General features: G+C 74.6%; 24 protein-coding genes. 14 read left to right on the plus strand and 10 right to left on the minus strand.

Going from position 1 to position 26,634, the window contains the following annotated elements:
- A partial coding sequence (locus tag CWIS_RS12070; RefSeq protein ID WP_156186637.1) for a PspC domain-containing protein occupies positions 1-664 on the minus strand: 664 nt, incomplete at its 3' end.
- 164 nt (positions 665-828) lie between these two features.
- Here CWIS_RS12070 and CWIS_RS12075 point away from each other — a divergent pair.
- From CWIS_RS12075 to CWIS_RS12105, 7 genes are all read left to right on the plus strand, one after another.
- A complete protein-coding gene (locus tag CWIS_RS12075) occupies positions 829-2,181 on the plus strand; it encodes an ATP-binding protein (RefSeq protein ID WP_048343601.1) in 1,353 nt (450 codons plus the stop codon).
- Positions 2,178-2,855: a response regulator transcription factor gene (locus CWIS_RS12080; RefSeq protein ID WP_048343545.1), complete on the plus strand. Its 678-nt coding sequence runs from the start codon at positions 2,178-2,180 to the stop codon at positions 2,853-2,855. The genes CWIS_RS12075 and CWIS_RS12080 overlap by 4 nt, the downstream gene beginning before the upstream one ends.
- A 70-nt stretch (positions 2,856-2,925) precedes the next feature.
- Positions 2,926-3,270, plus strand: a complete 345-nt coding sequence (locus tag CWIS_RS12085; protein WP_048343546.1) for a hypothetical protein — start codon at positions 2,926-2,928, stop codon at positions 3,268-3,270.
- Positions 3,271-3,414: 144 nt separating this feature from the next.
- Positions 3,415-4,977, plus strand: coding sequence for a methyl-accepting chemotaxis protein (locus CWIS_RS12090; protein WP_229747369.1), 1,563 nt, complete (start codon positions 3,415-3,417; stop codon positions 4,975-4,977).
- A 95-nt stretch (positions 4,978-5,072) separates the two neighbouring features.
- Positions 5,073-5,555 carry a DUF456 domain-containing protein gene (locus tag CWIS_RS12095; RefSeq protein ID WP_048343547.1) on the plus strand — a complete coding sequence of 161 codons (483 nt, stop codon included), beginning with the start codon at positions 5,073-5,075 and terminating at the stop codon, positions 5,553-5,555.
- A 58-nt stretch (positions 5,556-5,613) separates the two neighbouring features.
- Positions 5,614-8,190 carry a DNA helicase PcrA gene (pcrA, locus tag CWIS_RS12100; protein WP_048343548.1) on the plus strand — a complete coding sequence of 859 codons (2,577 nt, stop codon included), beginning with the start codon at positions 5,614-5,616 and terminating at the stop codon, positions 8,188-8,190.
- 99 nt (positions 8,191-8,289) lie between these two features.
- Positions 8,290-10,320, plus strand: coding sequence for an acyltransferase family protein (locus CWIS_RS12105; protein ID WP_048343603.1), 2,031 nt, complete (start codon positions 8,290-8,292; stop codon positions 10,318-10,320).
- A 3-nt stretch (positions 10,321-10,323) separates the two neighbouring features.
- On the opposite strand, the gene CWIS_RS12110 is transcribed toward CWIS_RS12105, so the two are convergent.
- Both CWIS_RS12110 and CWIS_RS12115 read right to left on the minus strand, forming a co-directional pair.
- Positions 10,324-10,845, minus strand: coding sequence for a Clp protease N-terminal domain-containing protein (locus tag CWIS_RS12110; RefSeq protein ID WP_048343549.1), 522 nt, complete (start codon positions 10,843-10,845; stop codon positions 10,324-10,326).
- Positions 10,845-11,072 carry an AraC family transcriptional regulator gene (locus tag CWIS_RS12115; RefSeq protein ID WP_048343550.1) on the minus strand — a complete coding sequence of 76 codons (228 nt, stop codon included), beginning with the start codon at positions 11,070-11,072 and terminating at the stop codon, positions 10,845-10,847. Before CWIS_RS12115 ends, CWIS_RS12110 begins: the two co-directional genes overlap by 1 nt.
- A gap of 113 nt (positions 11,073-11,185) precedes the next feature.
- Here CWIS_RS12115 and CWIS_RS12120 point away from each other — a divergent pair, with 113 nt between their 5' ends.
- Positions 11,186-13,282 (plus strand): ABC transporter ATP-binding protein, encoded by a 2,097-nt coding sequence (locus CWIS_RS12120; RefSeq protein WP_048343604.1) that lies wholly within the window; start codon positions 11,186-11,188, stop codon positions 13,280-13,282.
- A gap of 96 nt (positions 13,283-13,378) precedes the next feature.
- On the opposite strand, the gene CWIS_RS12125 is transcribed toward CWIS_RS12120, so the two are convergent.
- Genes CWIS_RS12125 through CWIS_RS12135 form a run of 3 tightly spaced genes read right to left on the minus strand, consistent with a single transcriptional unit; the run spans position 13,379 to position 15,339 of the window.
- The gene (locus CWIS_RS12125; RefSeq protein ID WP_053071704.1) at positions 13,379-14,215 is read right to left on the minus strand and encodes a hypothetical protein; all 837 of its coding nucleotides are present in this window, start codon (positions 14,213-14,215) and stop codon (positions 13,379-13,381) included.
- A 33-nt stretch (positions 14,216-14,248) separates the two neighbouring features.
- Complete coding sequence (locus CWIS_RS18960; RefSeq protein ID WP_048343551.1) at positions 14,249-14,554, minus strand: type VII secretion target; 306 nt, start codon at positions 14,552-14,554, stop codon at positions 14,249-14,251.
- Complete coding sequence (locus CWIS_RS12135) at positions 14,551-15,339, minus strand: hypothetical protein (protein ID WP_048343552.1); 789 nt, start codon at positions 15,337-15,339, stop codon at positions 14,551-14,553. The genes CWIS_RS18960 and CWIS_RS12135 overlap by 4 nt, the downstream gene beginning before the upstream one ends.
- Before the next feature lie 276 nt (positions 15,340-15,615).
- On the opposite strand from CWIS_RS12135, the gene sucC reads away from it, so the two are divergent.
- The 3 genes from sucC to CWIS_RS12150 all read left to right on the plus strand — a co-directional run bounded on the left by sucC (position 15,616) and on the right by CWIS_RS12150 (position 19,176).
- Positions 15,616-16,791, plus strand: a complete 1,176-nt coding sequence (gene sucC / locus CWIS_RS12140) for an ADP-forming succinate--CoA ligase subunit beta (protein ID WP_048343553.1) — start codon at positions 15,616-15,618, stop codon at positions 16,789-16,791.
- Positions 16,792-16,814: 23 nt separating this feature from the next.
- Positions 16,815-17,705 (plus strand): succinate--CoA ligase subunit alpha, encoded by an 891-nt coding sequence (gene sucD / locus CWIS_RS12145; protein ID WP_048343554.1) that lies wholly within the window; start codon positions 16,815-16,817, stop codon positions 17,703-17,705.
- 169 nt (positions 17,706-17,874) lie between these two features.
- Positions 17,875-19,176, plus strand: coding sequence for a DUF6350 family protein (locus CWIS_RS12150; protein WP_156186636.1), 1,302 nt, complete (start codon positions 17,875-17,877; stop codon positions 19,174-19,176).
- On the opposite strand, the gene CWIS_RS12155 is transcribed toward CWIS_RS12150, so the two are convergent.
- Together CWIS_RS12155 and CWIS_RS12160 are read right to left on the minus strand one after the other, a co-directional pair.
- Positions 19,173-19,802: a hypothetical protein gene (locus CWIS_RS12155; protein WP_048343555.1), complete on the minus strand. Its 630-nt coding sequence runs from the start codon at positions 19,800-19,802 to the stop codon at positions 19,173-19,175. The genes CWIS_RS12150 and CWIS_RS12155 overlap by 4 nt on opposite strands.
- A 137-nt stretch (positions 19,803-19,939) precedes the next feature.
- The gene (locus CWIS_RS12160) at positions 19,940-20,896 is read right to left on the minus strand and encodes an NAD-dependent epimerase/dehydratase family protein (RefSeq protein WP_048343556.1); all 957 of its coding nucleotides are present in this window, start codon (positions 20,894-20,896) and stop codon (positions 19,940-19,942) included.
- 197 nt (positions 20,897-21,093) lie between these two features.
- On the opposite strand from CWIS_RS12160, the gene CWIS_RS12165 reads away from it, so the two are divergent.
- Together CWIS_RS12165 and purH are read left to right on the plus strand one after the other, a co-directional pair.
- Positions 21,094-21,855, plus strand: a complete 762-nt coding sequence (locus CWIS_RS12165; protein ID WP_048343557.1) for a TetR/AcrR family transcriptional regulator — start codon at positions 21,094-21,096, stop codon at positions 21,853-21,855.
- Positions 21,856-21,957: 102 nt separating this feature from the next.
- Positions 21,958-23,613: a bifunctional phosphoribosylaminoimidazolecarboxamide formyltransferase/IMP cyclohydrolase gene (purH, locus tag CWIS_RS12170; RefSeq protein WP_082156424.1), complete on the plus strand. Its 1,656-nt coding sequence runs from the start codon at positions 21,958-21,960 to the stop codon at positions 23,611-23,613.
- Between the two features lie 56 nt (positions 23,614-23,669).
- Here the strand turns inward: purH and CWIS_RS12175 are convergent, their stop codons facing one another.
- Positions 23,670-24,923 carry an NAD(P)/FAD-dependent oxidoreductase gene (locus tag CWIS_RS12175; protein ID WP_048343559.1) on the minus strand — a complete coding sequence of 418 codons (1,254 nt, stop codon included), beginning with the start codon at positions 24,921-24,923 and terminating at the stop codon, positions 23,670-23,672.
- A 34-nt stretch (positions 24,924-24,957) separates the two neighbouring features.
- Here CWIS_RS12175 and CWIS_RS18085 point away from each other — a divergent pair, with 34 nt between their 5' ends.
- A complete protein-coding gene (locus CWIS_RS18085) occupies positions 24,958-25,497 on the plus strand; it encodes a DUF3017 domain-containing protein (RefSeq protein ID WP_082156425.1) in 540 nt (179 codons plus the stop codon).
- A 117-nt stretch (positions 25,498-25,614) separates the two neighbouring features.
- On the opposite strand, the gene CWIS_RS12185 is transcribed toward CWIS_RS18085, so the two are convergent.
- The coding region (locus CWIS_RS12185) for an aquaporin (protein WP_197080834.1) at positions 25,615-26,634 on the minus strand (1,020 nt) is incomplete at its 5' end.

Below are 26,634 nucleotides of genomic sequence, written 5' to 3' on the forward strand. Positions count from 1 at the left end.
GGGAGATCAGAGCGGGCACCGCGATGACGAGCCCGACGACGAACCCGAGCCACAGCAGGCCGGACAGGAAGCCGGCGATGTCGTGCGCCCACGGCGGCCCTGCGACGCCCCACCAGCCGTCGCCACGGCCGAGGCCCATGACGAGCAGCGCGGCGATGCCCAGCACGGCGATGTCGAAGCGTCCGGCGAACAGCTCCTCGGCGTGGATGCGCCCGTCGCGACGCTCGGGCAGCAGTGCCCATGCGAGCGCGTACGCCACGGCGCCGACGCCCGACAGCAGCGCGGCGACGACGAACAGGCCGCGCACGATCAGCGGGTCGATGCCGAGCCGGTCGGCGATGCCGGAGCACACGCCACCGATCCAGCGGTCGTCCGAGCGCTGGACGCCGAACCGGCGGATCGAGCCGAAGAAGCCGGCTCCGGCGACGCCCGGACCGCCCGCCCCGGGCCCGTCCTGGGGCGGGCTGCCGTACGCGGGGCCGCTCGGGGCGGGACTGCCGTGGGCGGGGCCGCTCGAGGCGGGCTCGGCCGACGACGCGCTGGAGGCGCTCGCGCCAGGTGTCGTGGCGTGCGTCGTGCCCGGCGCCGTGGTCGGGACCGCGTCCGGGGTCTCGTCGTGCGGTCGCCCCTGACCGGGGGTCGTGGGTGGGGTCGTCTCGTCCATACGACGATCCTGGCCGCGCGGCGAGCTCCGGCGACATCGGGTTCCCCCCTGAGCGGACCCTGAACCTGCCTGGCCCGACCCCTGGTCCTGACCCTGGAAGTGGCCCCTGACCTGCCGTGGACGGCCCCGCGGGCGCGCGGACGTGTGACGATTCTGGTGTGGACGTGACCGCTGAGCCGAGCCTGCCGCCGGGCGCCGTCCCCGCGCGCACGCCGCGCGGGGCGCTGCGTCGGCCGGAGCGCGGTCGCTGGTGCGCGGGCGTGGCCTCGGGCGTCTCGGCGCACCTCGGACTGCCGCTGCCGGCGGTCCGGGTCGGGTTCGTCGTGCTCACGCTGCTCGGCGGGGTCGGCGTGATGCTCTACGGCTTCTGGTGGCTCACCGTGCCCGCGGGCGACCCGTGGCGCGCCGCGGCGGACACCCGGCCCAGCGCGCTGTCGCGCGTCGCGCGCCGACCGGCCGAGTCGGGCGAGCGGGCGTCGCGTCGGTGGCCCGTGACCGACATCGCGGTGGGGCTGCTCCTCGTCGCGATCGCGGTGCTCCTCGCGGCGCTGCGCCAGGACCGGCTCGACGCGGGCTGGGTGCTCCCGATGCTCGTCGTGCTGGCCGGCGCGGCTCTCGCGTGGAGCCAGCTCGACGAGGTCGCGCGCGGGCGGCTGCGCAGCCGCGCGGGGGGCCGCACGCCGTTGCCGGTCGTGCGGCTGCTGGGCGGGGTGGTGCTCGCGGGTGTCGGCGTGCTGCTCCTCGTCGGGCAGGCGACCGGGCCGGGGGTCGACGCCGCGACGTTCGCCCAGTCCGTCGTCGCCTCGCTCGCGGTTCTCGCCGGGGTCGCGGTCGTCGTCGCACCGTGGTGGCTGCGGCTGTGGCGCGCGCTCGCGGACGAGCGCGCCGCGCGGGCACGTGAGTCCGAGCGCGCGGACATCGCGGCGCACCTGCACGACTCGGTGCTGCAGACGCTCGCGCTCATCCGCGCGCGGGCCGACGACCCCGCGGAGGTCGCGCGCATGGCGCGCGCGCAGGAGCGCGAGCTGCGCGAGTGGCTCTACGACGACCGACCGGCCCCGGGCACGTCGCTCGCGGCCGCGCTGCGGGCCGTGGTCGCCGAGGTCGAGGACTCCCGCTCGGGGCCGGGCGGTGAGCCGGTCGCCGTCGACGCGGTGGTCGTCGGGGACCGCGTTCCCGACGAGGCGACTGCCGCGCTGCTGCAGGCGACGCGCGAGGCGCTCGTCAACGCGGTGGTGCACGGGCGGCCGCCCGTGTCGCTCTACCTCGAGGTCGGCACCGACGAGGTCGAGGTCTTCGTCAAGGACCGCGGCGACGGGTTCGACGTCGACGCGATCGGCGCGGACCGCTTCGGGGTGCGCGAGTCCATCATGGGCCGCGTGCGCCGGCGCGGGGGCACCGCGACCGTGACCAGCAGGGACGGGCAGGGCACCGAGGTGCACCTGTCGATGCCGTTCGCCGCGACGCCGCCGGTGGCGGCCGAGCCCGGCGAGCCCGTGACCGAGGAGGAGCGATGACGCAGGAGGTGCCGGTCGTGCCGGCCGGAGCCGTGGACGTCGTGCTGGTCGACGACCACCACCTGTTCCGGACGGGGGTGCGGGCCTCGCTCGACGCTCGGGTGAACGTCGTCGGCGAGGCGGCGAGCGTCGACGAGGCGGTGCACGTCGTGCACGCGCTCGCACCGCCCGTCGTCCTGCTCGACGTCCACCTGCCCGGCGGCGACGGCGGAGGCGGCGCCGAGGTGATCCGCGCGTGCGCCGACCTCACGAGCACGCGGTTCCTGGCGCTCTCGGTCTCCGACGCGGCCGAGGACGTGGTCGCGGTGATCCGTGCGGGCGCGCGGGGGTACGTGACCAAGGCGATCGACGGGCCGGCCCTGAGCGACGCCGTCCGGCGGGTCGCGGACGGTGACGCGGTGTTCTCGCCGCGGCTCGCGGGGTTCGTGCTCGACGCGTTCGGCGCGGCTGCGGGCGACGTCGCGACGGGCGACGACGAGCTCGACCGCCTGAGCGCGCGCGAGCGCGAGGTGATGCGGCTGATCGCGCGCGGCTACACCTACCGCGAGGTCGCGGGCGAGCTGTTCATCTCGATCAAGACCGTGGAGACCCACGTCTCGGCGGTGCTGCGCAAGCTGCAGCTCTCCAGCCGGCACGAGCTCACGAGATGGGCCGCGGCTCGTCGTCTGCTGTGACCGGCTCGACGCCGTTGCCACGTCCTGACATGTTGTCGGCAAGTGCTTCTGCTCCCGTACGCTGTGCCGCATGGAGCTCCTGAAGAACCTGCTGCTCGTCCTGCACCTGATCGGCTGGGCCATGGTCCTCGGCGGCGTGCTCGCCACCATGCGTGCCCCGAAGCTCGCGCCGGGCGTCCTGCACGGTGCCCTGACCGCGCTCGTGACCGGCATCCTCATGGTCGGCGTCATCGAGATGGGCGACCTGCACCCGGTCGACCACGCCAAGATCGGCGTGAAGCTCGTCATCGCGCTCGTGGTCACGGCGCTCGTCGTCGTCGGGCAGCGCAAGCCCGAGAAGGTCACGACCGGGTACCTGGGCGCGATCGCCGGCCTGACCGTCGCCAACATCGCGATCGCGGTGCTCTGGCGCTGACCGCGACGTGCTCGAGCGTCAGGCTGCGACGGCCTGGCGCTCGAGCATCTGCGTCCCGTCTGGTCTCAGTCGCGGGCGAGGGCTGCCGATAGGCCGTGGGACACGTCCCTCGGTGACACGGAGCCAGCAATGCGGATGTCCTCGATGTCCATCGTCCAGAAGCTCGCCGCGCTGGTCACGCTCACGGCGCTCGGCCTCGCCGTGCTCACGGTGCTCGCCGTGGTGCGCGCCGAGCAGCGGATCATGTCCGAGCGCCGCGCCGCGACGCAGCAGGTGGTCGAGACCGCGCTCGGGGTCGTCGAGCACTACGGAGAGCTGGCGACGACCGGCGCGCTCTCCGAGCAGGCCGCGCAGCAGGCCGCGACCGACGCCGTCGCGGGCCTGCGGTACTCGGGCGACGAGTACTTCTGGATCAACGACATGGGTCCGACGATGGTCATGCACCCCGTCAAGCCCGAGCTCGACGGAACCGACCTGTCCGGTCAGGTGGACCCCGACGGCACGCAGATCTTCGTCGAGTTCGTCGACGTCGTCCGCGCGCAGGGCGCCGGGTTCGTCTCCTACCAGTGGCCCAAGCCCGGCGCCGAGGACCCCCAGCCCAAGGTCTCGTACGTCGCGGGCTACGAGCCGTGGGGCTGGGTGATCGGCTCGGGCGTGTACGTCGACGACGTGCGCGGGGCCGCGGTCGTCGACGCGCGTGGGCTCCTCGCCGCGGGCGTCGCCGTGCTGGTCGCGGTCGCGCTGGCCGGGCTGGTCGTCGCGCGGTCCGTCGTGAGCCCCGTCACCGGCGCCACGCGCGCGTTGACGGACGGCGACGCGGGTGCGCGGCTGCCCGTGGGCTCGGGGCGCACCGAGCTCGACCGGCTGGCGCTCGCGCTCAACGGGACGCTCGACCGCTCCGCCGCCGTCGCCTCCGACGTGGACGCGGCGTCCAACGACCTGCTCGACGCCGCGCAGCGCCTCGTCTCCGCGGGCGACGAGCTCGGCGAGGCGGCCGCCGACGCGGTCTCGCGCACGAGCGACGCGGGGGTTTCGGCGCGCAGCGTGAGCGAGGGAATCGACACGGTCGCTGCGGGGACGCACCAGATGGGCGCGTCGATCGGGGAGATCGCGCGCAACGCCGCGGAGGTCGCCCGCATCGCGTCGCACGCCGTCGACGCGGCGGAGCGCACCAACCGCACGGTCGCGACGCTCGGCGAGTCCTCGGCCGAGATCGGCTCGGTCGTGAAGGTGATCACCTCGATCGCGGAGCAGACCAACCTGCTCGCGCTCAACGCGACCATCGAGGCCGCGCGGGCCGGCGAGGCCGGCAAGGGCTTCGCGGTCGTCGCGGGCGAGGTCAAGGAGCTCGCGTCCGAGACCGCGCGAGCGACCGGGGACATCGCCTCGCGGGTCGAGTCGATCCAGGAGGCGGTCGCGCAGGCGGCGGCCGAGATCGGCCAGATCACCGAGGTGATCGGCCAGATCAACGACTTCCAGACGACGATCGCCGGGGCGGTCGAGGAGCAGACGGCCACGACGTCCGCGATGGCGTCGGCCGTCGCCGAGGTCGCCGAGGGCGGGCGACGTGTGGCGGCGGTGCTCGAGGAGGTCGGCGCGGCCACGGCGCGCACGAGCGGCGAGATCGACACGATCCGGTCGGCGGCGCACGAGCTCGGCTCGACGTCGCACCGGCTGCGCGAGACGGTGGGCGCCCTGGCGGTCTGACCCCGCGCCTCACCGCGTGGCACGACCGCACCCGCGCCGTCCGGGCACGCCTGGCGCGCACGCCGGTACGACGACGGGTCCCGTAGGGTCGCCGCGTGAGCGGGATCGCGGAGGTCGTCGTCGGGCTCGTCGTGCTCGTCGGGTTGTTCGGCGTCGTCGTGCAGGTGCTGCCCGGCGCGCTGCTGGTCGCCGGTGCGGTCGTGGTGTGGGGCGTCGTGACGGGCGGCGCGGCCGGCTGGACGGTCGTCGCGGTCGCCGTGCTCGCGACCCTGGTCGCAGCGGTGGGCAAGTACCTGCTCGCCGGCCGGCACCTCAAGCGCGCGGGTGTGCCGAACAGCACGCTCGTGTGGGGCGGCCTGGCGGGCGTCGTGCTGTTCTTCCTCATCCCGGTGATCGGGTTGCCCCTCGGTTTCGTCGGCGGGACGTACCTCGCGGAGTGGGTCCGCGTGCGCGACGCGCGTCCCGCCTGGCGCGCCACAGTCGCAGCGATGCAGGCCACGGGCCTGTCGATCCTCGTGGAGCTCGCGGGCGCGATGATCGTCACGGTCGCGTGGCTCGTCGGGCTCGCGGTGACGTGACGGGACCGGGGTGCGGGCGTCCCTCGGTGTCGGTGGCGGGACCTAGGCTGGACGCGCCATGACGTCGCTCTTCGATCACCTGCCCTCGTCCCTCGGCGCCGCCTTCGGTGCGGCCGCCGCCCGCTCGCACACGGGTGAGTCCTCCGGGCTCCCGCTCGTCGTGCCCCCGCGCACGGACGGCGCCGACGAGCCGGACGACGCGTCCGCGCACCGCGCCCGCCGCGAGGAGGACGAGGCCGCGCGGACCGCGCGCGCCGACGCGCTGCTCGAGGGTCTGAATCCCCAGCAGCGTGAGGCGGTCGTGCACCACGGCGGCCCGCTGCTGATCGTGGCCGGCGCGGGTTCGGGCAAGACGAGGGTGCTCGCGCACCGCATCGCGTACCTGCTCGCGACGCGGCGGGCGCGCGCGGGCGAGGTCCTGGCGATCACGTTCACGAACAAGGCCGCGGCCGAGATGCGCGAGCGCGTCGGCGGTCTCGTGGGCCCGGCCGCCGCGGGCCGGATGTGGGTCTCGACGTTCCACTCCGCGTGCGTGCGGATCCTGCGCCGCGAGGCGAGCACGCTCGGCCTGCGCTCGAGCTTCTCGATCTACGACTCGGCGGACTCCCAGCGCCTGCTCACGCTCGTCGCGCGCGAGCTCGACCTGGACCCGAAGAAGTACCCCGCCAAGGCGCTCGCGTCCAAGATCTCCGCGCTCAAGGACGAGCTGGTGGACCCGGAGACGTTCGCGGCGACGTCGGGCGGCGGCAGCGCCAACGACTTCGACTCGGCGCTCGCGCAGGTCTACACGCGCTACCAGGCGCGGCTGCGTCAGGCGCACGCGCTCGACTTCGACGACCTGATCATGACGACCGTGCACCTGCTGCAGGCGTTCCCGGCGGTCGCCGAGCACTACCGGCGGCGGTTCCGGCACGTGCTCGTCGACGAGTACCAGGACACCAACCACGCGCAGTACGTGCTCGTGCGCGAGCTGGTGGGCACGGGGGAGGGCGACGTCGAGCGCGGCGAGCTCACGGTCGTGGGCGACGCGGACCAGTCGATCTACGCGTTCCGCGGCGCCAACATCCGCAACATCCTCGAGTTCGAGGCCGACTACCCGGACGCGCGCACGATCCTGCTCGAGCAGAACTACCGCTCGACCCAGACGATCCTGTCGGCCGCCAACGCGGTCATCAGCAAGAACCCCGGGCGCAAGCCCAAGCGCCTGTGGACCGATTCCGGCGCGGGCGCGCAGATCGTCGCCTACGTGGCCGACGACGAGCGCGAGGAGTCGCGGTTCGTCGTCGAGGAGATCGACCGGCTGGGCGACTCGTCGGGCGTGCGGCCGGGTGACGTCGCGATCTTCTACCGGGCCAACGCGCAGTCGCGCGTGATCGAGGACGCGCTCGTGCGCGTCGGGCTGCCCTACAAGCTCGTCGGCGGGACGCGGTTCTACGAGCGGCGTGAGATCAAGGACGCTGTCGCGTACCTGCGCGCGGTCGCGAACCCCGACGACGACGTCAACCTGCGCCGCATCCTCAACGTCCCCAAGCGCGGGCTGGGCGAGCGGTCGGAGGCGATGGTCGCGTCGTTCGCCGAGCGTGAGCGCATCTCGTTCGGCGCCGCGCTCGAGCGGCTCGACGAGGTCCCCGGCCTCGGGACGCGCGCCGTGACGGGCCTGAGCGCGTTCGTCGAGCTCATGTCGGGGCTGCGCGCGCTCGCCGCGACCGCTGGCCCTGCCGAGGTGCTCGGCGCTGTGCTCGACCGCAGCGGCTACCTGGCCGAGCTGCGCGCGAGCGAGGACCCGCAGGACGGGTCGCGCGTCGAGAACCTCGCGGAGCTGCACGCCGTGGCCACCGAGTTCGAGCAGAGCGACCCGGACGGCGACCTGGCGGACTTCCTCGAGCGCGTCTCGCTCGTGGCCGACTCCGACCAGATCCCGTCGCCGGACGGCGGGGACGACGCGGACGCCGACGACAAGCCGGAGCCCGGAGTCGTCACGCTCATGACGCTGCACACCGCGAAGGGGCTCGAGTTCCCGGTCGTGTTCCTCACCGGCATGGAGGACGGGACGTTCCCGCACATGCGGTCCTTGTCCGACCCGGACCAGCTCGCGGAGGAGCGGCGGCTCGCGTACGTCGGCCTGACGCGCGCGCGAGAGCGGTTGTACATCTCGCGTGCGGCGATCCGTACCGCGTGGGGCGTGCCCAACGAGTTCCCGCCGAGCAGGTTCCTCGGCGACCTACCCGAGGAGCTCATCGACTGGCGGCGGCGCGAGTCGTCGACGTCGCAGCTGCGGGGCGGCTGGGGCTCGGGCTTCGGGTCCGGGGGTCGCTCGTCGGGCGGCTACGGCTCGAGCCGGGCCGGTTCGGGTGGATACGGCTCGGGTGGGTACGGCTCGGCCTCGGGGCGTGAGGAGCGCGAGAAGCGTCCCGCGCTGCCGTCGACGGGCGCGACCTTCGGCTCGGCGACGCCGCGCCCGGTCACGGCGATCCCGCAGCTCGCGATCGGTGACCGTGTGACGCACGATGCGTACGGGCTGGGATCGGTCGTCGCGCTCGAGGGCACCGGGCACAACGCGGTCGTCAAGGTGGACTTCGGCAGCGAGGGGATGAAGCGCCTGCTCCTGCGGTTCTCGCCGGTCACGAAGCTGTAGGCGCAGGTCACGGATGCGCGCGTGCGCGGAGTGTCCATCCCTCGCCCCTTCTGTGCCGATCTAGCCTCGTCCCATGAGCTCTGCGTGTGAGGAGTGCCCGTGACGACCACGTCCCCGCCCCCGGCCTCTGGGCCCCGGACCGAGACGGTCACGCGTCCGGCCGCGGGAGCGGCCGGGGAGCACGCACGCACGAGCGCCGACGCCGCCGCTGAGCACCGGACGCGCGGCGGCGACGGTCGGATCCGGGGGCTCGACGGGCTCCGCGCGATCGCCGTCCTCGCGGTCATCGCCTATCACCTGTGGCCCGAGGCGGTGCCGGGCGGCTTCCTCGGCGTCGACGTGTTCTTCGTGGTCAGCGGGTTCCTCATCACCACGCTGCTGCTGCGTCAGATGAGCCGCACCGGCCGGCTCGACATGCCGGACTTCTGGAAGCGGCGTGCGCGTCGGCTCCTGCCTGCGCTGGTGTCGGTGCTGCTCGTCGGCACGGTCGCCGCGCGGCTGGTCGAGACCGACCTGCTCGTGGGGATCGGCAGGCAGTGGCTCGGCGCGCTGACGTTCTCGACGAACTGGCTCGAGATCGCCGCAGGCACGAGCTACTTCGACGCGACCGCGCCCGAGCTGTTCCAGCCCTTCTGGTCGCTCGCGATCGAGGAGCAGTTCTACCTGCTCTGGCCGCTCGTGCTCCTGGGGCTCGTGCTGGTCGCCGCCGGGCTGCGGCTGCGCTCCGGGGCGCGGGCGATGGCGTTCGTCGTCGCGGCAGGGGCGGTCGCCAGCGCGATCGCCATGGCGGCGGCGTACACGCCCGGTGACGACCCGACGAACGTCTACTACGGCACCGGCACCCACCTGTTCGGGCTGCTCATGGGTGCGGCGGTCGCGATCGCGGCGAGCGGGCACCTGCGGCTCCTGCCCGACACCGCCTGGGCGCGGGCACTGCCGTACGCCGCGCTCGTCGTGCTGGTGGGCCTCGGGGCCACGATGGCCGCCGACGACGTCTGGACCTACCGCGGCGGCATCGTGGTGGGCTCCCTCGCGGCGCTCGCGCTCGTCGTCGCGTGCGCGCAGGAGCGGCCCGCGGGGCTCATCCGCGGGCTCGAGCTGCGGCCCGCGGAGTGGGTGGGGGAGCGCTCGTACGGGCTGTACCTGTGGCACTGGCCCGTGATCCTCGTGGTCAGCGCCGCGCTGGGCGACGCACCCGGCTCCCCGTTGTGGTGGCGCACCCCGCTGATCGCCCTCCCGGTCACGTTCCTGCTGGCCGCGCTCAGCCACCGGTTCGTCGAGACGCCCGTGCGGCGCGACGGGTTCCGGGCCGTGTCGCGGCAGGTTCTCGGCGCCCTCCGAGGTCCTCGTCCTGTGGCACGCGTGGCTGCGGTCGCTGCGGCGGTGCTCGTCGTCGGTGCGACCGTGTCGGTCGCGACCGCGCCGACGACCTCGTCCACGCAGCGCGCGATCGAGGCCGCGCTGCAGGAGATCGCCGACCGCGAGGCGCGTGGGGCGGACGACCAGGACCGCGACACCTCGAAGGGCAAGCCCACGGCCGGTGCGACGCAGGCCCCGACCGCCGGTCCCACCGTGACGCCGAGCAAGGAGCCGACCACCGAGCCGACGGGCACCGCCACGCCGCCGGGCTCCGCGGTGATCGACGGGGCCGACGTGATCGGCTTCGGCGACTCGGTGCTCTCGGCCGCGGCCCCGACGCTGTACGACGTGTTCCCGAAGATCGCCATCGACGCCAAGCCGATCCGCAAGTGGGTCGACGTGCCCGCGCTGGTCGGCGCGGCGGCCGAGGCCGGGAAGCTGCGGCCGATCGTCCTGCTCGACTTCGGGACGAACGGCGGGTTCAAGTTCGACGGCTCGATCGAGGCGCTCGACGAGACGCTCGACATCATCGGCCCGGACCGGCAGGTGATCATCTACACCGTCGTCGGCATCAGCTACTGGGTCGAGGACGCCAACGCCGCGCTCGTCGAGCGGGTCAAGGACCGGCCCAACGTGCACGTCGTCGACTGGCACCGCTACATCAGCAAGCACTCCGGCCTGCTGCACGCCGACCGCACCCACCCGAACATGAAGGGCGTGGTCGCCTACGCCGACCTGCTGCGCGAGGAGCTGACGACGCTCGCGTCGTGACGCTCAGGCGGCGCGTGCCCACGCGACACCGACGGCGTCACGCACGGCGTCGTCGGACAGCCCGAGCGAGCTGAGCGTGGCGCGTGCCGCGGACTCCGGCGCGCGGACCGCGGCGAGCAGCAGGTGCCCGGTGTCGATGCGTCGCCGCTCGGTGCGGATCGCCTCGCGCAGGGCGAGCTCGAGGAGCTTCTTGGCGTCGGGGGTGAGTGCGCGCGGAGCCGTGCGGTGCGCGGCGTCGAGCGCGCCCTCGCCGAAGGTCGCCTCGACCTGGGCACGGACCGCGCCGAGGTCGACGCCGATGGAGGCCAGGGCGTCGTCGTCGAGCCCGTGGCGGGCGCGGACGGCCTGGGCGAGGGCGTCCGCGCCGATCCCCAGACCTGTCAGCGCCTGCTGCGCGACGCCGTCGACGCGTACTGCGGCCAGCAGCACGTGCTCGGACCCGATGCGCTCGGCACCCAGCGCGCCGGCCTCGTCGCGCGCCCGGGTGACGGCGTCGCGGGCATCCTGCGTGAAGCGTTCGAACATCAGGGCACCACCCTTCCCGTGGTCTTCCCGTACTTCTTGTGGACCGCCTGCCGGGTGACACCCAGGCAGTCGGCGATCTGCTGCCAGGACCAGCCCTGGCGCCGCGCGCGCTCGACCTGGAGTGCTTCGAGGCGGTCGGCGAGCGTCCGCAGCGAACGCACGGCGCGCAGACCCTCGGCCGGTTCGGCCGCGCCGGCGGCGGTGAGGAGCGTGTCCGTGCCCGTCATGCGTGTCAATCTAGATTGACACGGCGGCGCGTGTCAACCAGGGTTGACGAGCGTTCGTGGTCGCGGTCTGTGCGGCGTCCCGACCCGCGCCGCCCTACCGTGGCGGCATGAGCATGGGTGGTCCGGGGCACCGCGGCGGCGGCATGGGGCGCCCCCTCGACGAGTCGGCCCAGCGCCGGCTGAACGCGCAGGCGCCACCCGTGGCGAACCTCGGTCGGCGGGTCGTCGCCCTGTTCCGGCCGTACCTGCGGCGCATCGCCGTGACCGGCGTGATCGTCGTGGCCTCGGCCGCGATCGCCGTGGTGCCGCCGCTCGTCGTCCAGCGGATCTTCGACGACGCGCTGTTCCCGCCCGACGGCGGCGGCCCGCACCTCGACCTCCTCGTCGGGCTCGTGGTGCTCATGGTCGCGCTGTTCCTGGTGGCCGCGGGCCTCGGGGTGATCCAGACGTGGCTGACCTCGACCGTCGGCAACCGTGTCACCGGCGACCTGCGCGTCCGGCTCTTCGAGCACCTGCAGGCCATGGAGCTCGGCTTCTTCACCCGCACCAAGACCGGAGTGATCCAGTCACGGCTGCAGAACGACGTGGGCGGCGTGGCGGGCGTGCTCACCAACACCGTCACGACGATCCTCGGCAACGCCGTCACCGTGGTCGCCTCGCTCGTCGCGATGCTGCTCATCGACTGGCGCCTGACGCTCGTGGCCGTCGTGCTCATGCCGGGGCTGGTCGCCGTGCAGCGGCGCGTCGGGCAGGCGCGCGCGCGGATCGCCGCCCAGACGCAGGAGTCGCTGTCCGAGCTCACGTCCATCACCCAGGAGACGCTCAGCGTGAGCGGCGTGCTGCTCTCGAAGTCGTTCAACCGGCAGGGCGCGGAGTCGGCGCGGTACCGCGCCGAGAACGACAACCAGGTGCGGCTCCAGGTGCGGCGCGCGATGAGCGGGCAGGGCTTCTTCGCGGTCGTGCAGGTCCTCATGGCGAGCGTGCCCGCGGTCGTCTACCTCGTCTCCGGGTGGCTCATGCAACGGCCCGACGGCGGCACCATCACCGCGGGCACGGTCGTCGCGTTCACGACCGTGCAAGCGCGCCTGCTCGGTCCGCTCATCGGCCTCATGCGCGTCGCGCTCGACGTGCAGACCTCGCGCGCCCTGTTCGCGCGGATCTTCGAGTACCTCGACCTGCAGCCGGTGATCGAGGACGCGCCGGACGCGATCCCGGTCTCGCGCGCACCCGGGCCGCTCGGGCGCGTGGAGTTCCGCGACGTCGTGTTCCGCTACCCCGACTCCGCACCCGACGCGCGCCCCACGCTGCGTGGCATCAGCTTCACCGCGGAGCCCGGTCAGCACGTCGCGTTCGTCGGGCCGTCCGGTGCGGGTAAGACGACCGTGCTCTACCTCGCGCCGCGCCTGTACGAGGTGTCGGGTGGGCAGGTGCTGTTCGCCGGGGAGGACGTCCGGCGGCTCACGCAGGAGTCGGTGATCGACAACGTCGGGATCGTCTCCCAGGAGACGTACCTGTTCCACGCGACGATCCGCGAGAACCTCACGTACGCCAAGCCTGACGCGACCGACGACGAGATCGTCGAGGCGTGCCGCGCCGCGAACATCCACCACGTCATCAGCGGCTTCGCCGACGGGTACGACACCGTGGTGGGCGAGCGCGGGTACCGGCTGTCCGGCGGTGAGAAGCAGCGCATCGCCATCGCGCGGGTGCTGCTCAAGGACCCGGCCGTGCTGCTGCTGGACGAGGCGACCTCGGCTCTCGACACGGTCTCCGAGCGCGTGGTCCAGGAGGCGCTCGACACCGCGGCCCGCGGTCGGACGACGCTCTCGATCGCGCACCGCCTGTCGACCGTGATCGCGGCGGACACGATCCACGTGGTCGAGGCCGGCCGGATCGTCGAGTCCGGCACGCACGCCGAGCTCGCCGCCGCGGGCGGGCTGTACGCCGAGCTCGCGGCCCAGCAGCTCGCGTCGTCGAGGATCCTCGAAGAAGAACGCGCCGAGCCGCCCGCCGACCACCCCGAGCGCCGCGCCGACCGTGCCCCCACGGACGGGCCGGCCGACCCCACGGCCCCCGCGGTCCTCGCACCCGCCGAGGGTGCTCTCGTGGGTCCGTTCGCCGACGGGTTCGTCGCGGCACCGCCGCTCGTCGCCGGTTCCGCCGGGCCCGAGCCGCGACCCGACGGGTTCGTCCCCGACGAGACCCGCTGACGCACCGGCCTTCGCCCCGACGAGGCCGCACCCGCCCTCGCCCCGACGGGGCCGCGCACGGGTGCGTCCCCGACGAGACCAGGGGACGCTCGCGCGTCAGGCGGTGCCCACCGGCCAGCGCCCGTGCGGCAGAGCGGTCTGCGACCTGCTCGCGCCGGTCACGTTGACGAGCGCCAGGGCGGCGGCGCCCTGGGTCGCGACGAGCGCGCCGACCGCCGACATGACCATGCCCGTGTTCACGGCGGCCTCCTCGACGATCAGCAGCAGCCCCGCCCACGACAGCACGACCGACCCGATCGCCGCGACGGTCGCGATCGACGCGACGAGGAACTTGGTGAGGATCAGGCTCAGGGCGACGTAGAACGCCAGGCCGGCGACTGCGCACGCGCCGAGGGAGGCCGTGACCGTGCCGGAGACCGCCTGGATCTGTGCCGCAGCCGGGGACTGGCCGGCGACCGCGCCGCGGTACGTCGTCGCGGCCTCGCCGGTCCAGCGCAGCGGCGCCCGCAACGCGTTCGGGTGGACCGACGCGGCGACCCCCGACACGGGCGAGCCCACCCGCGTCATCCAGTCGTGCGCTCGGACGAAGAACAGCACGGGTGCGGCCGCGCCCTCGAGGAGCTCGCCGAGCCTGTCGAGCAGCTCGCGACCGAGCTCGAGCAGCCGGTCGGTGCACCATCGCAGGCCCGCGGCGAGCTGGTCGGGGAACCACCAGTGCGCGGTCGCGTCGTCGACGGCACCCGGCACCCGGGCGAGCTGCTCGGTCAGCGCGCGCATCCCGGACCGCAGCCCGTCGACGGTCGTCTCGTAGGTGGAGGGGTTGAACTGGACCGGCTGGGCCGGGCTCCCGTGCGGCGTGGTCGGGAAGGGCGCGGTCGCGAAGGGCGTGGTCGTGACAGGCGTGGTCGGGATGGGCATGGTCGGGAACGACATCGCAGGCTCCTCGGTCGGTGGGCGGACGGGTGCTCAGTAGGCGCCGCCGACGTGCGAGGACACCTCCTCGTCGCGTCGCTCGTACGCGGTGGCGTTGGCGCGCAGCGCCGCGGCGATCTCGGTCATCTCCGCGCTTCCCTCGCGGCAGCGCGAGGCGACGTGCTCGACGGCGTCGCTGTAGGCGTCCCGCATCACCACGAACACCCCGGCCTGCAACGCGCTCAGCTGCATCGACTCGACCGTGGCGGCGACCGCTGCCAGGACCTCGCCCTGCTCGTCCCAGGTCCCCGCCTCGTGCCGCAGCGCCTGCAGGACGACGTCGACCTCGGCGTCGCTCACGAGCGCTCGCGCGAGGCCGCTACCCGTCCGACGCCGCTCGGGCTGAGCGGGTCGGCCGTCATCGAGCGCAGATGCGTCAGCACCTCGGCGAGCAGTTCGTCGGGCACGGCGGGTGCCTCCTGGTCCACGCGCCGCGCGAGGTCCTGGACGGCGTCCTGGACGGCGTCGGTCAGGAGCGCGGACAGCGCGCTCGCGCTCGCCTTCGCAACCCGGTGACCGCTCAGGCCGACGTCGACGACCCCGCCGCGCCCGACGCGCACCTCGACCTCGCCGTCGAGCGCGCGCCCCAGCCCGAGCGTGGCCCCGGCGTCGGACGCCGTCTGGTGCGAGACGGCGGCGAGGGACGTGATCGCGATCTCCGCGAGCTCGTCGAGCGGACGCGGGTCGCTCGCGTGCGCCACGGGCTGCGGGGGAGGAGTCGCCGACGGCCGCGCCTCGGCCCAGCGCGCGCGCCGCGCCGCGGCCTGGTCGGCGAGCGCCGCGCGTGCCTGCTCGTCGAGCGCGAGGGCCGCCGCCCGTCCGGCGTCGACGACCGCCCGCGCCAGCGCCTGCGGCGTGCACCGCGTGTCCCACCCCGCGCCGACGAGCACGCGCGTCGGCGTGCCGTTGCGGTCGAGGCTGACCGCAGCGAGACGCTCGGCGTCCCACACGGTCGTCTCCTGCGGCAGCTCCGCGCGCACCCGGTGCACCGTCGCACCCAGGTCGTACGCCTGCTGACCGCCCTGCCGCCACTCGCCGCCTGCGCCGCCCGTGCCTACGGGTGTCGCGCCGTCCTGGTCGGACATCTGTGGCCTCCCTGCTCCGTCGTCGTGCGCCCCTGCGCTTGCCTCGCGGTTGTCCCGCGAACGTCCGAACCGGACACTAGAGCCCAATCCGGACGTCCCGCAGGTCTTCTCACGGACTTGTGGACGTCGAGGGGTCACCAGGCCGGGTCTCTCGATGTGAAGAGATCCACATCTCTCGATGTGAAGAGATCTCGGGCGGACGGCTAGCATCGATCCGGAGCACACGGCCGCACCGGGGCCGCCGCAGCGCGGCCGACGAGAGGAACTGGGACCACAGTGGACCTGTTCGAGTACCAGGCACGGGACATCTTCGAGAAGCACGGCGTACCGGTGCTGGGCGGCATCGTCGCCACCACCCCGGACGAGGCGCGCGCCGCGGCGCAGACGCTGCTCGACGGCGCCCCGGGCGTCGTCGTCGTGAAGGCGCAGGTCAAGACCGGTGGTCGCGGCAAGGCGGGCGGCGTCAAGCTCGCGCGTTCGGCCGACGAGGCCGCCGAGCAGGCGGGCCAGATCCTCGGCATGGACATCAAGGGTCACACCGTGCACCGCGTGATGATCGCCGCGGGCGCGAAGATCGCGAGCGAGTTCTACTTCTCCCTCCTGCTGGACCGTGCCGAGCGCCGCTACCTCGCGATGTGCTCGGTCGAGGGCGGCATGGAGATCGAGCAGCTCGCCGTGGAGCGTCCCGAGGCGCTCGCCAAGGTCGCCGTCGACCCGCGCGTGGGCATCGACCAGGCGAAGGCCGACGAGATCGTCGCCGCGGCCGGGTTCGACGCCGCGATCGCCGGCAAGGTGGCTGACGTCCTGCAGAAGCTGTGGGTCGTGTACCGCGACGAGGACGCGACGCTCGTCGAGGTCAACCCGCTGGTGCTGACCGAGGACGGCGAGGTCGTCGCGCTCGACGGCAAGGTCACGCTCGACGCCAACGCGGACTTCCGGCACGCCGACCACCTCGAGCTCGAGGACGCGGCCGCGGCCGACCCGCTCGAGGCGCGCGCCAAGGAGAAGGACCTCAACTACGTCAAGCTCGACGGCGAGGTCGGCATCATCGGCAACGGTGCCGGGCTCGTCATGAGCACGCTCGACGTGGTCGCCTACGCGGGCGAGAAGCACGGCGGTGTCAAGCCGGCCAACTTCCTCGACATCGGCGGCGGCGCCTCGGCCGAGGTCATGGCCGCGGGTCTCGACATCATCCTGACCGACCCGCAGGTCAAGTCGGTGTTCGTCAACGTCTTCGGCGGCATCACGGCGTGCGACGCGGTCGCCAACGGCATCGTCGCTGCGCTCGAGATCCTCGGCGACGAGGCGAGCAAGCCCCTCGTCGTGCGGCTCGACGGCAACAACGTCCTCGAGGGCCGCCAGATCCTCGCGGCCGCCAACCACCCGCTGGTCACGCTCGCCGACACGATGGACGGCGGAGCGGACAAGGCCGCCGAGCTCGCGAACGCCTGAGACGACGAGAGAGAACAACTGACATGGCGATCTTCCTCACCGAGGCCAGCAAGGTCATCGTCCAGGGCATGACCGGCTCCGAGGGCACCAAGCACACGACGCGCATGCTCGCGTCGGGCACGAACGTCGTCGGCGGCGTGAACCCGCGCAAGGCCGGCACGAGCGTCTCGTTCCCGCAGGGCGAGGGCACGGTCGACGTGCCCGTCTTCGGCTCCGTGGCCGACGCGGTCGCGCAGACCGGCGCCGACGTGTCCGTCATCTTCGTGCCGCCGGCCCACACCAAGGGCGCGGTCGTCGAGGCGGTCGACGCGGGCGTCCCGCTCGTCGTCATCATCACCGAGGGCGTCCCCGTCGCGGACACTGCCGAGTTCTTCGCCTACGCGCAGGACAAGGGCGTGCGCCTCATCGGCCCCAACTGCCCCGGCCTGATCAGTCCCGGGAAGTCCAACGTCGGCATCATCCCGGCGGACATCACGGGCCCCGGGCGCGTCGGCCTGGTCTCGAAGTCGGGCACGCTGACGTACCAGATGATGTACGAGCTGCGGGACTTCGGGTTCTCCTCCGCGGTCGGCATCGGCGGTGACCCGATCATCGGGACCACGCACATCGACGCGCTCGCGGCGTTCGAGGCGGACCCTGACACGGACGTCATCGTGATGATCGGCGAGATCGGCGGTGACGCCGAGGAGCGTGCGGCGGAGTACATCAAGGCGCACGTGACCAAGCCGGTCGTCGGCTACGTCGCGGGCTTCACCGCTCCCGAGGGCAAGACCATGGGCCACGCGGGCGCGATCGTGTCGGGCTCGTCGGGCACCGCGCAGGCGAAGAAGGAGGCCCTCGAGGCCGCCGGCGTCAAGGTGGGCAAGACGCCCTCGGAGACCGCCGCGCTGGCCCGCGAGCTCCTCTCGGCCTGAACCAGTCATCGACGAGCGCGCCGCACCGGGTCCCACCCGGGCGGCGCGTTCGTCGTCTCCTGCCGGGGTCCGGCGAGGGGGCGGGGCACGGTGGTGAGCGTGCCGCGGATGTCGGGACGCGCCGGGCGGCGTGCGTGGTTCGGGACGCCGGTGCGGCGACGATGGGCCGGTGAGTGTCCTGACGGGTGAGCGTGACGGCACCGAGGCGCGCCGTGGCGGCGCCCCTGGGCGCCGAGCCTCGGGACGCAACGGGCGGTCGTCGGCCTTCTTCGTGAGCGCGCTCGACGGATCGCCGCGTTGGGTCGCGGGCGCGCTCGCCGCGCTCCAGGGCGCCCTGCTCTCGCTGCTCGTCGTCGTGCTCCCAGCGGTCGCGGCCTACGTCGCGACGTCGGCCGACCCCGCGAACGAGGGCGTCGAGTGGTTCCGCTCGGTCGTCGTCGGCACGAGCCTGTGGCTCGCGGGCCACGGCGTGCCCCCGGTCGTCGGCGGTGCGCAGGTCACGCTCGTCCCGCTCGGTGTGACCCTGATCGCGCTGTTCACCGCGTGGGCCTCGGCGCGCCGGTCGGGGGTGGTCGATCGGTCGGCCTTCGTCTCCGGCACGGTCGCGTACGCGGTGGTCGTCGGCGTGCTGGGGGCGAGCGTCGCGGGGCCCGTGGCGGGCCTGCGCGGGCTCGTCGGCGGTGCGCTCGTCGGCGGGACCGGGATGGCGGCGGGACTGCTCGCGCGGCCCGAGGCCCCGACGTGGCGCGAGCTCACCCGGCCCTGGCACGGGCGGCTGCCGATCGTGATCGCGACCGCGGTCGAGGCCGCGACGATCGCGTTCGCCTCGCTCGTCGTCGTCGCCGCGCTCGTCGTGACGGGCTGGGTGCTCGCCGGTCGCACGACGATCGTCGCCATCGCCGACGCGCTCGGCGTCGACCTGCTCGGCGGGGCCGTGCTCGCGCTCGCCGAGCTCGCGTTCGCGCCCGTGCTCGTCGTGTGGGCCGTCGCGTGGATCGCAGGCCCGGGCTTCGCGGTGGGGGAGGGCTCGCACTTCGCCGTGGACGCGATGACGGGCGGCACCCTGCCGGCCGTCCCGATGCTCGGCGCGCTGCCGGGCGGGGACGTCGTGGGAGGTCCCGCGGTGCTCGCGCCGCTGCTCGTGGTCGCGTGCGGGACCGTCGCCGGGTGGTACGTGCACCGAGGCCTGCGCGGTCGCCAGGGGTTGCGGGCGTGGAGCGGGTCTGCCGCGTGCGTGGCGACCGCCGTCATCACGGGGCTCGTCGCCGCTGTGGCGATGCTCCCGGCATCGGGTGCGATCGGACCGGGGCGCATGACCGAGCTGGGTGCGCCCGCGCTGCTCGTCGGGGGCGTGGTCGCGCTCGAGGTGCTCGTCGGTTCCCTGCTCGTCGTGCTCCCGACGGACCGGCTGCTGCGTGCGGCCACCGGGCAGGCGCTGCTGCGAGGGTGGCAGCGGCTGCGTCGCCGCTAGGGACGGGTGCGGGTCTCGAACCGCTCGACCCACTCCTCGACCGACTGCCGGAACTGCGTCTCGCACTCCTGGCGCGCGCTGATGGTCAGGGCCCCGGCGAGGCACTCCTGGCGGTCCACGTAGATGGGCCACATGAGCGCCATCCCGATCGAGACGACGAGCCAGAACGCGCTCACGCCCACGCCGCCGATGAGCAGACTGGTGAGCGTGCCGCGCACGCGCAGCCTGATCGCGCGGATCAGTGCGCGGACGCCCACGACGAGCGCGAGCACCGTGAAGACGAGTCCGGCGGCCTGCCACGGCACCGGGAACGAGCTCGTGAGCACGGCCGCGACCATGAGCGCCGCGAACGTGCGGCCCTGACGCGCGAGCGCCGCGACCTGCTCCGGGTCCGGCGGCGTGGTGTCACGCGACGGAGGTGCGACCGGCCGCTGCCCTGGGGGCATGCCCCAGCCCGCCTCGGGACCGGGCTGGCCCCCGGGCGCCGTGGGGTGGCCCTGCTGCGGCGCCCCGTGCGGCGGTGTGCCCGGCTGCGGCGCGCCCGGCTGCGGCGCGCCCTGCGATGCCGCACCGTCGTCGGGCGCCGACGACGGCCGGTCCTCCGGCGGCGCGTAGGGGTTGCTCACCCCGACATTCTCGCCCACGCCACCACGTGCGCCGCCCATCCACACCCCGCCACCCCACGCCGAACCAGCGCCTACGCGCCCTTCCAGCCGCCGAGGCCGGAGTGGGCGCTGGGTCGGTCGCGAGAGGAGGTGGGAGGTCAGGGGGTGAGGTGGGCGCGCCACCAGGCGACGGTCTGCTGGGTGATCCGGTCCCAGGGAGTGGGGTCGAGGCCGAGCAGCGCGTGCGAGGCGGTGGAGTCCATCTCGAACGGCTCGACGAACTGGTAGCGCATGCCGCGGACCTCGCGGAGCACGGGGGAGACGAGCCCGGCCGTGCGCAGCACGACGTCGGGCACGGGGGCCAGGCGCGGTGTCGTCGTCCCGGCCGCTGCGGCCAGCCGCGTCGCGAGCTCGCGGAACGTCAGGGGAGCGTTCGTCGGGGCCATGACCGGACGGCCCCAGGCGGCCTCGGTGCTCGCCGCGGCCGCCATCGCCGCGACCATGTCGGGCAGGTAGGTCCACGAGTGCGGCTGGTCCGGGTCGCCGATCGGGCGGCACGTGCCGCCGCGCAGCACGGGACGCATCAGGCGGTCGCCCGCGTGCGAGTCCCCGGTCGCGTACGGGCCGAGGTAGTCCGACGCCCGGACCTCGGTCGCGCGCACGTCGCCCGCCTGCGTCCGCGCGGCGGACTCGCGCCACATCTGCGCGCGCACGCGGCCCTTCGTCTCGGTGGCGGCGAGCGGCGTGTCCTCGCGCATGACCCCGCTGCCGGCGCCGTAGCCGTACAGGTTCGCGGCGACGACGAGCACGGCCCCGGTCGCCTGCGCGGCGTCCAGGGCTGCGCGGTGCAGACCCGGCCAGACAGCCGGCCACTGGTCGTAGCGCGGGTTGGCGCACTGGTAGAGGGCCGCTGCCCCCGCGGTGAGGCCGGTCAGGGCGGCCGTGTCGGACGCGTCGGCCGCGACGTGCGTCCACGCGCCGGGGACCGCCGGTCGGGTGCCGCGGTCGGTGCCGCCGGACCGGGACACGACGACGACGTCGTGCCCCTGCGACGCGAGCAGGCGGGCGAGCGAGGTGCCGACCGGGCCCTTGCCGATGACGACGTGACGGGACATGGGTGCTCCTGGTGAGGGGGTCCGACGAACGCGAGACACGCGCAGGCCCGGACGCTGGGCGATGCGCGAGGGCCCGGCGACCGGCGGAAGTGTGAGCGGTGCTCTCGATTGGTACCCATGCTCACGGGCCGCAGCGCGCGATGTCAAGAGCAGTGCTCACATTGATGATCGGTGCTCACGTCGGGCATCATCGGGCGATGAGCCCCGACGCCCCGACGACCCCCCGGGCGCGAGCGCGTGCCGCGTTCCAGGCGGACCTGCTCGCCGTCGCCCGCGCCCGGATCGCCGCCGAAGGGGCGGCGCAGCTCTCGCTGCGCGCCGTCGCGCGCGACCTGGGCGTCGCCTCGTCCGCGGTGTACCGGTACGTCGAGTCGCGCGACGCCCTCCTGACGATGCTCCTCGTCGAGTCCTACGACGAGGTCGCCGAGGCGTGCGAGGCGGCGCTCGCGCGCGCGGTCGACGCCGCCGCCGCCCCCGGGCAGACGTGGCTCGCGGTCGGCCGGGCGTTCCGCACCTGGGCGGTGGAGCACCGGCACTCCTACGAGCTGATCTACGGCACGCCCGTGCCCGGGTACGCCGCGCCGCAGGACACCGTCCCGCACGCGACGCGGGTCTGGGCGGCGGTGGCCGCACCGCTCCTCGACGCGCACGCGCGTGGCGTGCTCGGCCCGTCCCCGGCCGACGGCCGCTCCGACGACCTCGTCGACCCGTTCGCGGTCGAGCTCGCGCGCGAGATGGCGGGCGTCGCGGGGCGGCTCGCGCGCGGCGCTGTGCCGTCCGACGCGGCCGCGGCCCTCGTCGTCCGGTCCTTCTCGCTGTTCGAGGCGCTGCTCGGCGCGCTCTCGGCCGAGCTCTTCGGGCACCTGCACCGCGTCGTGGCGGACCCCGCGCGCGCGTTCGACGTCACGCTCGCGACGGTCGCCGCGGGAGTCGGTCTGCGGGTGGACCTCGCGGGCTAGACTGGGCCCGGCCGTGACTGGCGAAGGTGGGACCGACCACCGGGGAGCGGCTGAAGTCCCCCTGCAGCGCACCGCCCGCCTGGGTGCCTGGGTCCCACCTCGATGCCGACCCAGGAGTGTGCCGTGAGCGCCGTCCCGCCCGTCCCCAGCTCTGACCTCGACCCGGCTTCCGACGAGACCCGCCGCCCCGTGCGCCGCGCGCTCGTCTCGGTGTACGACAAGACCGGGCTGGTCCAGCTCGCGACCGACCTGCACGCGGCCGGCGTCGAGCTCGTCTCCACCGGCTCGACCGCCGCGACGATCGCAGCCGCCGGTGTCCCGGTCACCAAGGTCGAGGACCTCACCGGGTTCCCCGAGTGCCTCGACGGGCGCGTCAAGACGCTGCACCCGCGCGTGCACGCCGGGATCCTCGCGGACACGCGCCGCCCCGAGCACCTCGCGCAGCTCGACGAGCTCGGCATCGCCGCGTTCGAGCTCGTCGTCGTCAACCTGTACCCGTTCACGCAGACCGTCGCGTCGGGCGCCGCGCCCGACGAGTGCGTCGAGCAGATCGACATCGGCGGACCGTCGATGGTCCGCGCGGCCGCGAAGAACCACCCGAGCGTCGCGGTCGTCGTCGACCCCGCACGGTACGAGGCCGTCGCCGACGCCGCGGCCGGTGGCGGGTTCACGCTCGCGCAGCGCCGGCTCCTCGCGGCCGAGGCGTTCGCGCACACCGCGGCGTACGACATCGCGGTGTCCGGCTGGTTCGCGAACGCGTACGCGCCCGACGAGCAGGCCCTCGAGTCGGGCTTCGGCGCGCTCGTCGGGGCGCAGTGGACCCGCGGCGAGGTGCTGCGCTACGGCGAGAACCCGCACCAGTCCGCGGCGCTGTACCTGTCCGACGCGGGCCGCGCCGGTCAGGGCCTGGCGGGTGCCGCCCAGCTCCACGGCAAGGCCATGAGCTACAACAACTACGTCGACGCGGACGCCGCGTGGCGCGCCGCGCACGACCACGGCGACGCGCCCACCGTGGCGATCATCAAGCACGCCAACCCGTGCGGCATCGCGGTCGGCGCCGACGTGGCCGACGCGCACGCCAAGGCCCACGCGTGCGACCCGGTCTCGGCGTTCGGCGGCGTGATCGCGACGAACCAGCGGGTCACCCTGGCCGCCGCGCAGCAGATCGCGCCGGTGTTCACCGAGGTCGTCGTGGCCCCGGGCTTCGACGACGACGCGCTCGAGGTCCTCACGCAGAAGAAGAGCATCCGCCTGCTCGTGGTCGACGCGCCGCAGGGGTCGGTCGTCGAGATGCGCCCGGTCTCGGGCGGCCTGCTCCTGCAGCACGTCGACCGCCTCGACGCCCCCGGCGACGACCCGGCCAGCTGGACGCTCGCGACCGGGGAGGCCGCGGACGCGGACACGCTCGCGGACCTCGCGTTCGCGTGGCGCGCGGTGCGCGCGGTGAAGTCCAACGCGATCCTGCTCGCGAACGACGGCGGGTCCGTCGGGGTCGGCATGGGCCAGGTCAACCGCGTCGACTCGTGCCGCCTCGCGGTCGAGCGCGCGAACGCGGGCGACGTCGAGCGCGCGCGCGGCGCGGTCGCCGCCTCCGACGCGTTCTTCCCGTTCGCCGACGGCCTGCAGGTGCTCCTGGACGCGGGCGTGCGCGCCGTCGTCCAGCCGGGCGGCTCGGTCCGCGACGAGGAGGTCATCCAGGCGGCGAGCGCCGCGGGCGTGACGCTCTACCTGACGGGCACCCGCCACTTCGCCCACTGAGCGGACCGGCCCCGTCCGCGAGCCCCGCACCTGCCCGGTGCGGGGCTCGCGGCTTCTCAGGCGCGTAGCGGGAGCGCGGGGTCGGCGGCGCGCGTGCGCGGCAGGACGGGCAGGTCGGGCGTGGTGAACAGGCGTCGAGCGGCGCCCACGTCCCGCGGGCGGTCGACCGTGAGGACCGCCGCCAGCGCGTCCGTGCCCGGGCGATACCAGAGCGCGGTCCAGCCGGCGCCGGCTGCGGGGTCGCCGCGCAGCACCACGTCGTCGTCCGCGCCGGGCTGGCCGAACAGCGTGAGCTCGTGGCCGAGCTGCGTCGAGAACACGTACGGCGCGCGGTCGGCACGCGCGGCGGTCGCGCCGGGGTGGAGCAGGTCGGCGACGAGCTCGGTGGGGTCGCGCAGCGCACCGTCCCAGTGACCGCCGGGGACCCAGCCGTGCCGACGTGAACGGCGCAGCGTCACGTCGCCCACCGCGCGCACGTGCCGCGGTGCGCCGAGCACCGCGAAGCCCTCGTCGACCCGCAGGGCGCCGTCGGGCTCGCGCGGCAGGCTCGCACCGAGCCACGCGGTCGCGGGCCGTGCGCCGACCGCGGCCAGCACGACGTCGGCCCGCAGGGTCGTGCCGTCGGCCAGGCGCACTCCAGCGCCGTCGACGGCGGCGACCTGACGTCCGGTGAGGAGCCGGACGCCGTGCTCGTCGTACCAGGGTGTCGTCAGCGCGCCGACCTCCGGCCCCAGCGCCGCGGCGAGCGGCGCGGGAGCCGCCTCCACGACCGTGACGTCCACGTCCGCGCGCGCCGCCACACCTGCGACCTCCGCCCCGATCCACCCCGCGCCCACGACGACGAGGCGGTCGCCCGGCCGCAGCGCTGCGCGCAGCTGCTCGGCGTCGGCAGCAGTGTGCAGCGTGCTCGCGCCGGTCCACCCGTCCGGCCGGTGGGCGTGCGCGCCGGTCGCGACCACGACCGCGTCGGCCGTCAGGTCGCCGTGATCGGTGTGCACGGTGACGCCCGCGCCGTGCACGACGAGGCCGCGCGCGGGCCGGTCGAGGTGCACCTCGTCGGCCAGCGCCGTGATGTCCGTGCCGACCTCGTCGGCGAGCCACGCGGGCGTCACGCGGTCGAGCAGGTGCTTGGACAGGGGAGGGCGGTCGTACGGCGGGACGCCCTCGGCGCCCAGGACGACGACGCGCCCGGTGTACCCCGCCTCGCGCAGCGCCGCGACGGTCTGCGTGGCGGCGAGCCCGGCGCCGGCGACGGCCACGGACTCCGGGACGGTGGTGGGCGGCGGTGGTCCGGAGGGCGTGGGGCTCACGCGGCAACGGTAGTCTCAGCGGTCGGGAGGCGGGATGGTTCACGAACGCGTGCACGGGCACGTGCACCGGAGCACGGCGCGGTCGTCGGAGCAGGGCCCGACGCTGCACGACCAGTCGACCCCACCCGCAGCCGCGCCCGCCGTCGCCCCGGGCGCACCCGGTCCGTGGGCACCGTTCGGGCCCGAGCAGCCGTCCGGCGGGGAGCCCGCCGTCGCCGAGCTCCCGGGCGGCGGAGCGGTTCCGCCCGTGGCCGAGGTACCGGCGGTCGAGCGACCGCTGGACCCGCGGGCCATCGCGCGGGCCTCGTTGCAGGCCTCCCGGAACGCGTCGCTGTGGTGGACCGGCGGCGGCGTCGTCGTCGCGTGCGTCGTCGCGCTCGTGGCGGGGACCGCGGCCGGCGCGTGGACCCTGTCCGCGATGCTCGCCGCCGCCGCCGGCGTGCGCGCCGTGCGGCCCGAGCCCGGCCCGGTCGCGCTGTCCGTGCGCTCGCGGGCCGTGGACGTCACGATCCTGTGCTTCCTGGCGATCGCGATCGCCGTGCTCGCCGCGCTGCTGCCGACGCCCGAGGTCTGAGCCGCACCACCCACGGGCTGGGTGCGACGTGCACAGCCTGCGACGACGAAGGGGCCCGGGACGATGCCCGGACCCCTTCGTGCACCTCGTCGCGCGTGCAGCACGCGCGTCAGCGGATCAGCGCGGACCCTCCACGACGACGACGTCCTCGTCCGTGACGTACACGTCGTCCTCCTCGAGCAGGTTGTCCTGGTCGACGGGCTCGGCGGCGAACGCGCGGTAGACGATGCCCGCGAGCGCGGCGCCGAGGAGCGGCGCGACCGCGAACACCCACAGCTGCTTCCAGGCCCACGACTCGGAGAAGATCGCCGCGGCGAACGAGCGCGCCGGGTTGAGCGAGCCGTTGGTCGCGGGGATCGTCACGAGCAGCAGGACGGCGAGCGCCACGCCGATCGCGACGGGCGCGAGGCCGCGGGGGGCGCGACGATCGGTCGCGCCGAGGATGACGCCGACGAAGACGGCGGTCGCGACGAGCTCGAGCACGAGGGCTGCGAACAGCGTGAACTCCGCGTTGCTCGCGCCGCCGGTGCCCGACACGACGAGCGCGTTGAGCGGCGAGTGCTCGCCGTAGCCGTTGGCGACGCCGGAGAACAGCTCGCGCACGCTCGACTTGCCGAGGGCTTCGGGAAGCGCCGACGGCACGGCGATGAAGATGACGGCCGCGCCGAGCGCACCGCCGACGAGCTGGGCGAGCCAGTAGGGCAGCACGTCCTTCCACGACGTACGGCCGGCCAGCGCGGCGCCGAGCGTCACGGCGGGGTTGAAGTGGCCTCCGGAGACGTGGCCCACGGCCGCGGCGGCCGCGAGGACCGCGAGGCCGAAGCCGAGCGCCACGCCGAGCGCACCGCCGCCGATCGAGCCGAGGGCCGCGTAGAGCGCGACCCCCAGGCCGACGAGGACGAGCACGAACGTGCCGAACGCCTCGGCGCCCAGCCGAGCGGGCAGGCTCGGGCCCTCGACGACGACGGAGCCGGCGGGGATGACGTACGCGTCGTAGTCGAGCTCGTCGGCGGCCGGCTGCCCGACGGGCGGGGCGGGCTCCGACTGCGCGGCGGGCGCCGCGACGCTCTCCTCGGCGGGCTCCACGGGGGTCGCCGGGGCGGGGGCCGCGGGAGCGGCGGGCGGGGCGGCCGCGGG

The organism is Cellulomonas sp. A375-1, from assembly GCF_001040865.1.
GTDB classification, from domain to species: Bacteria; Actinomycetota; Actinomycetes; order Actinomycetales; family Cellulomonadaceae; genus Cellulomonas; species Cellulomonas gelida.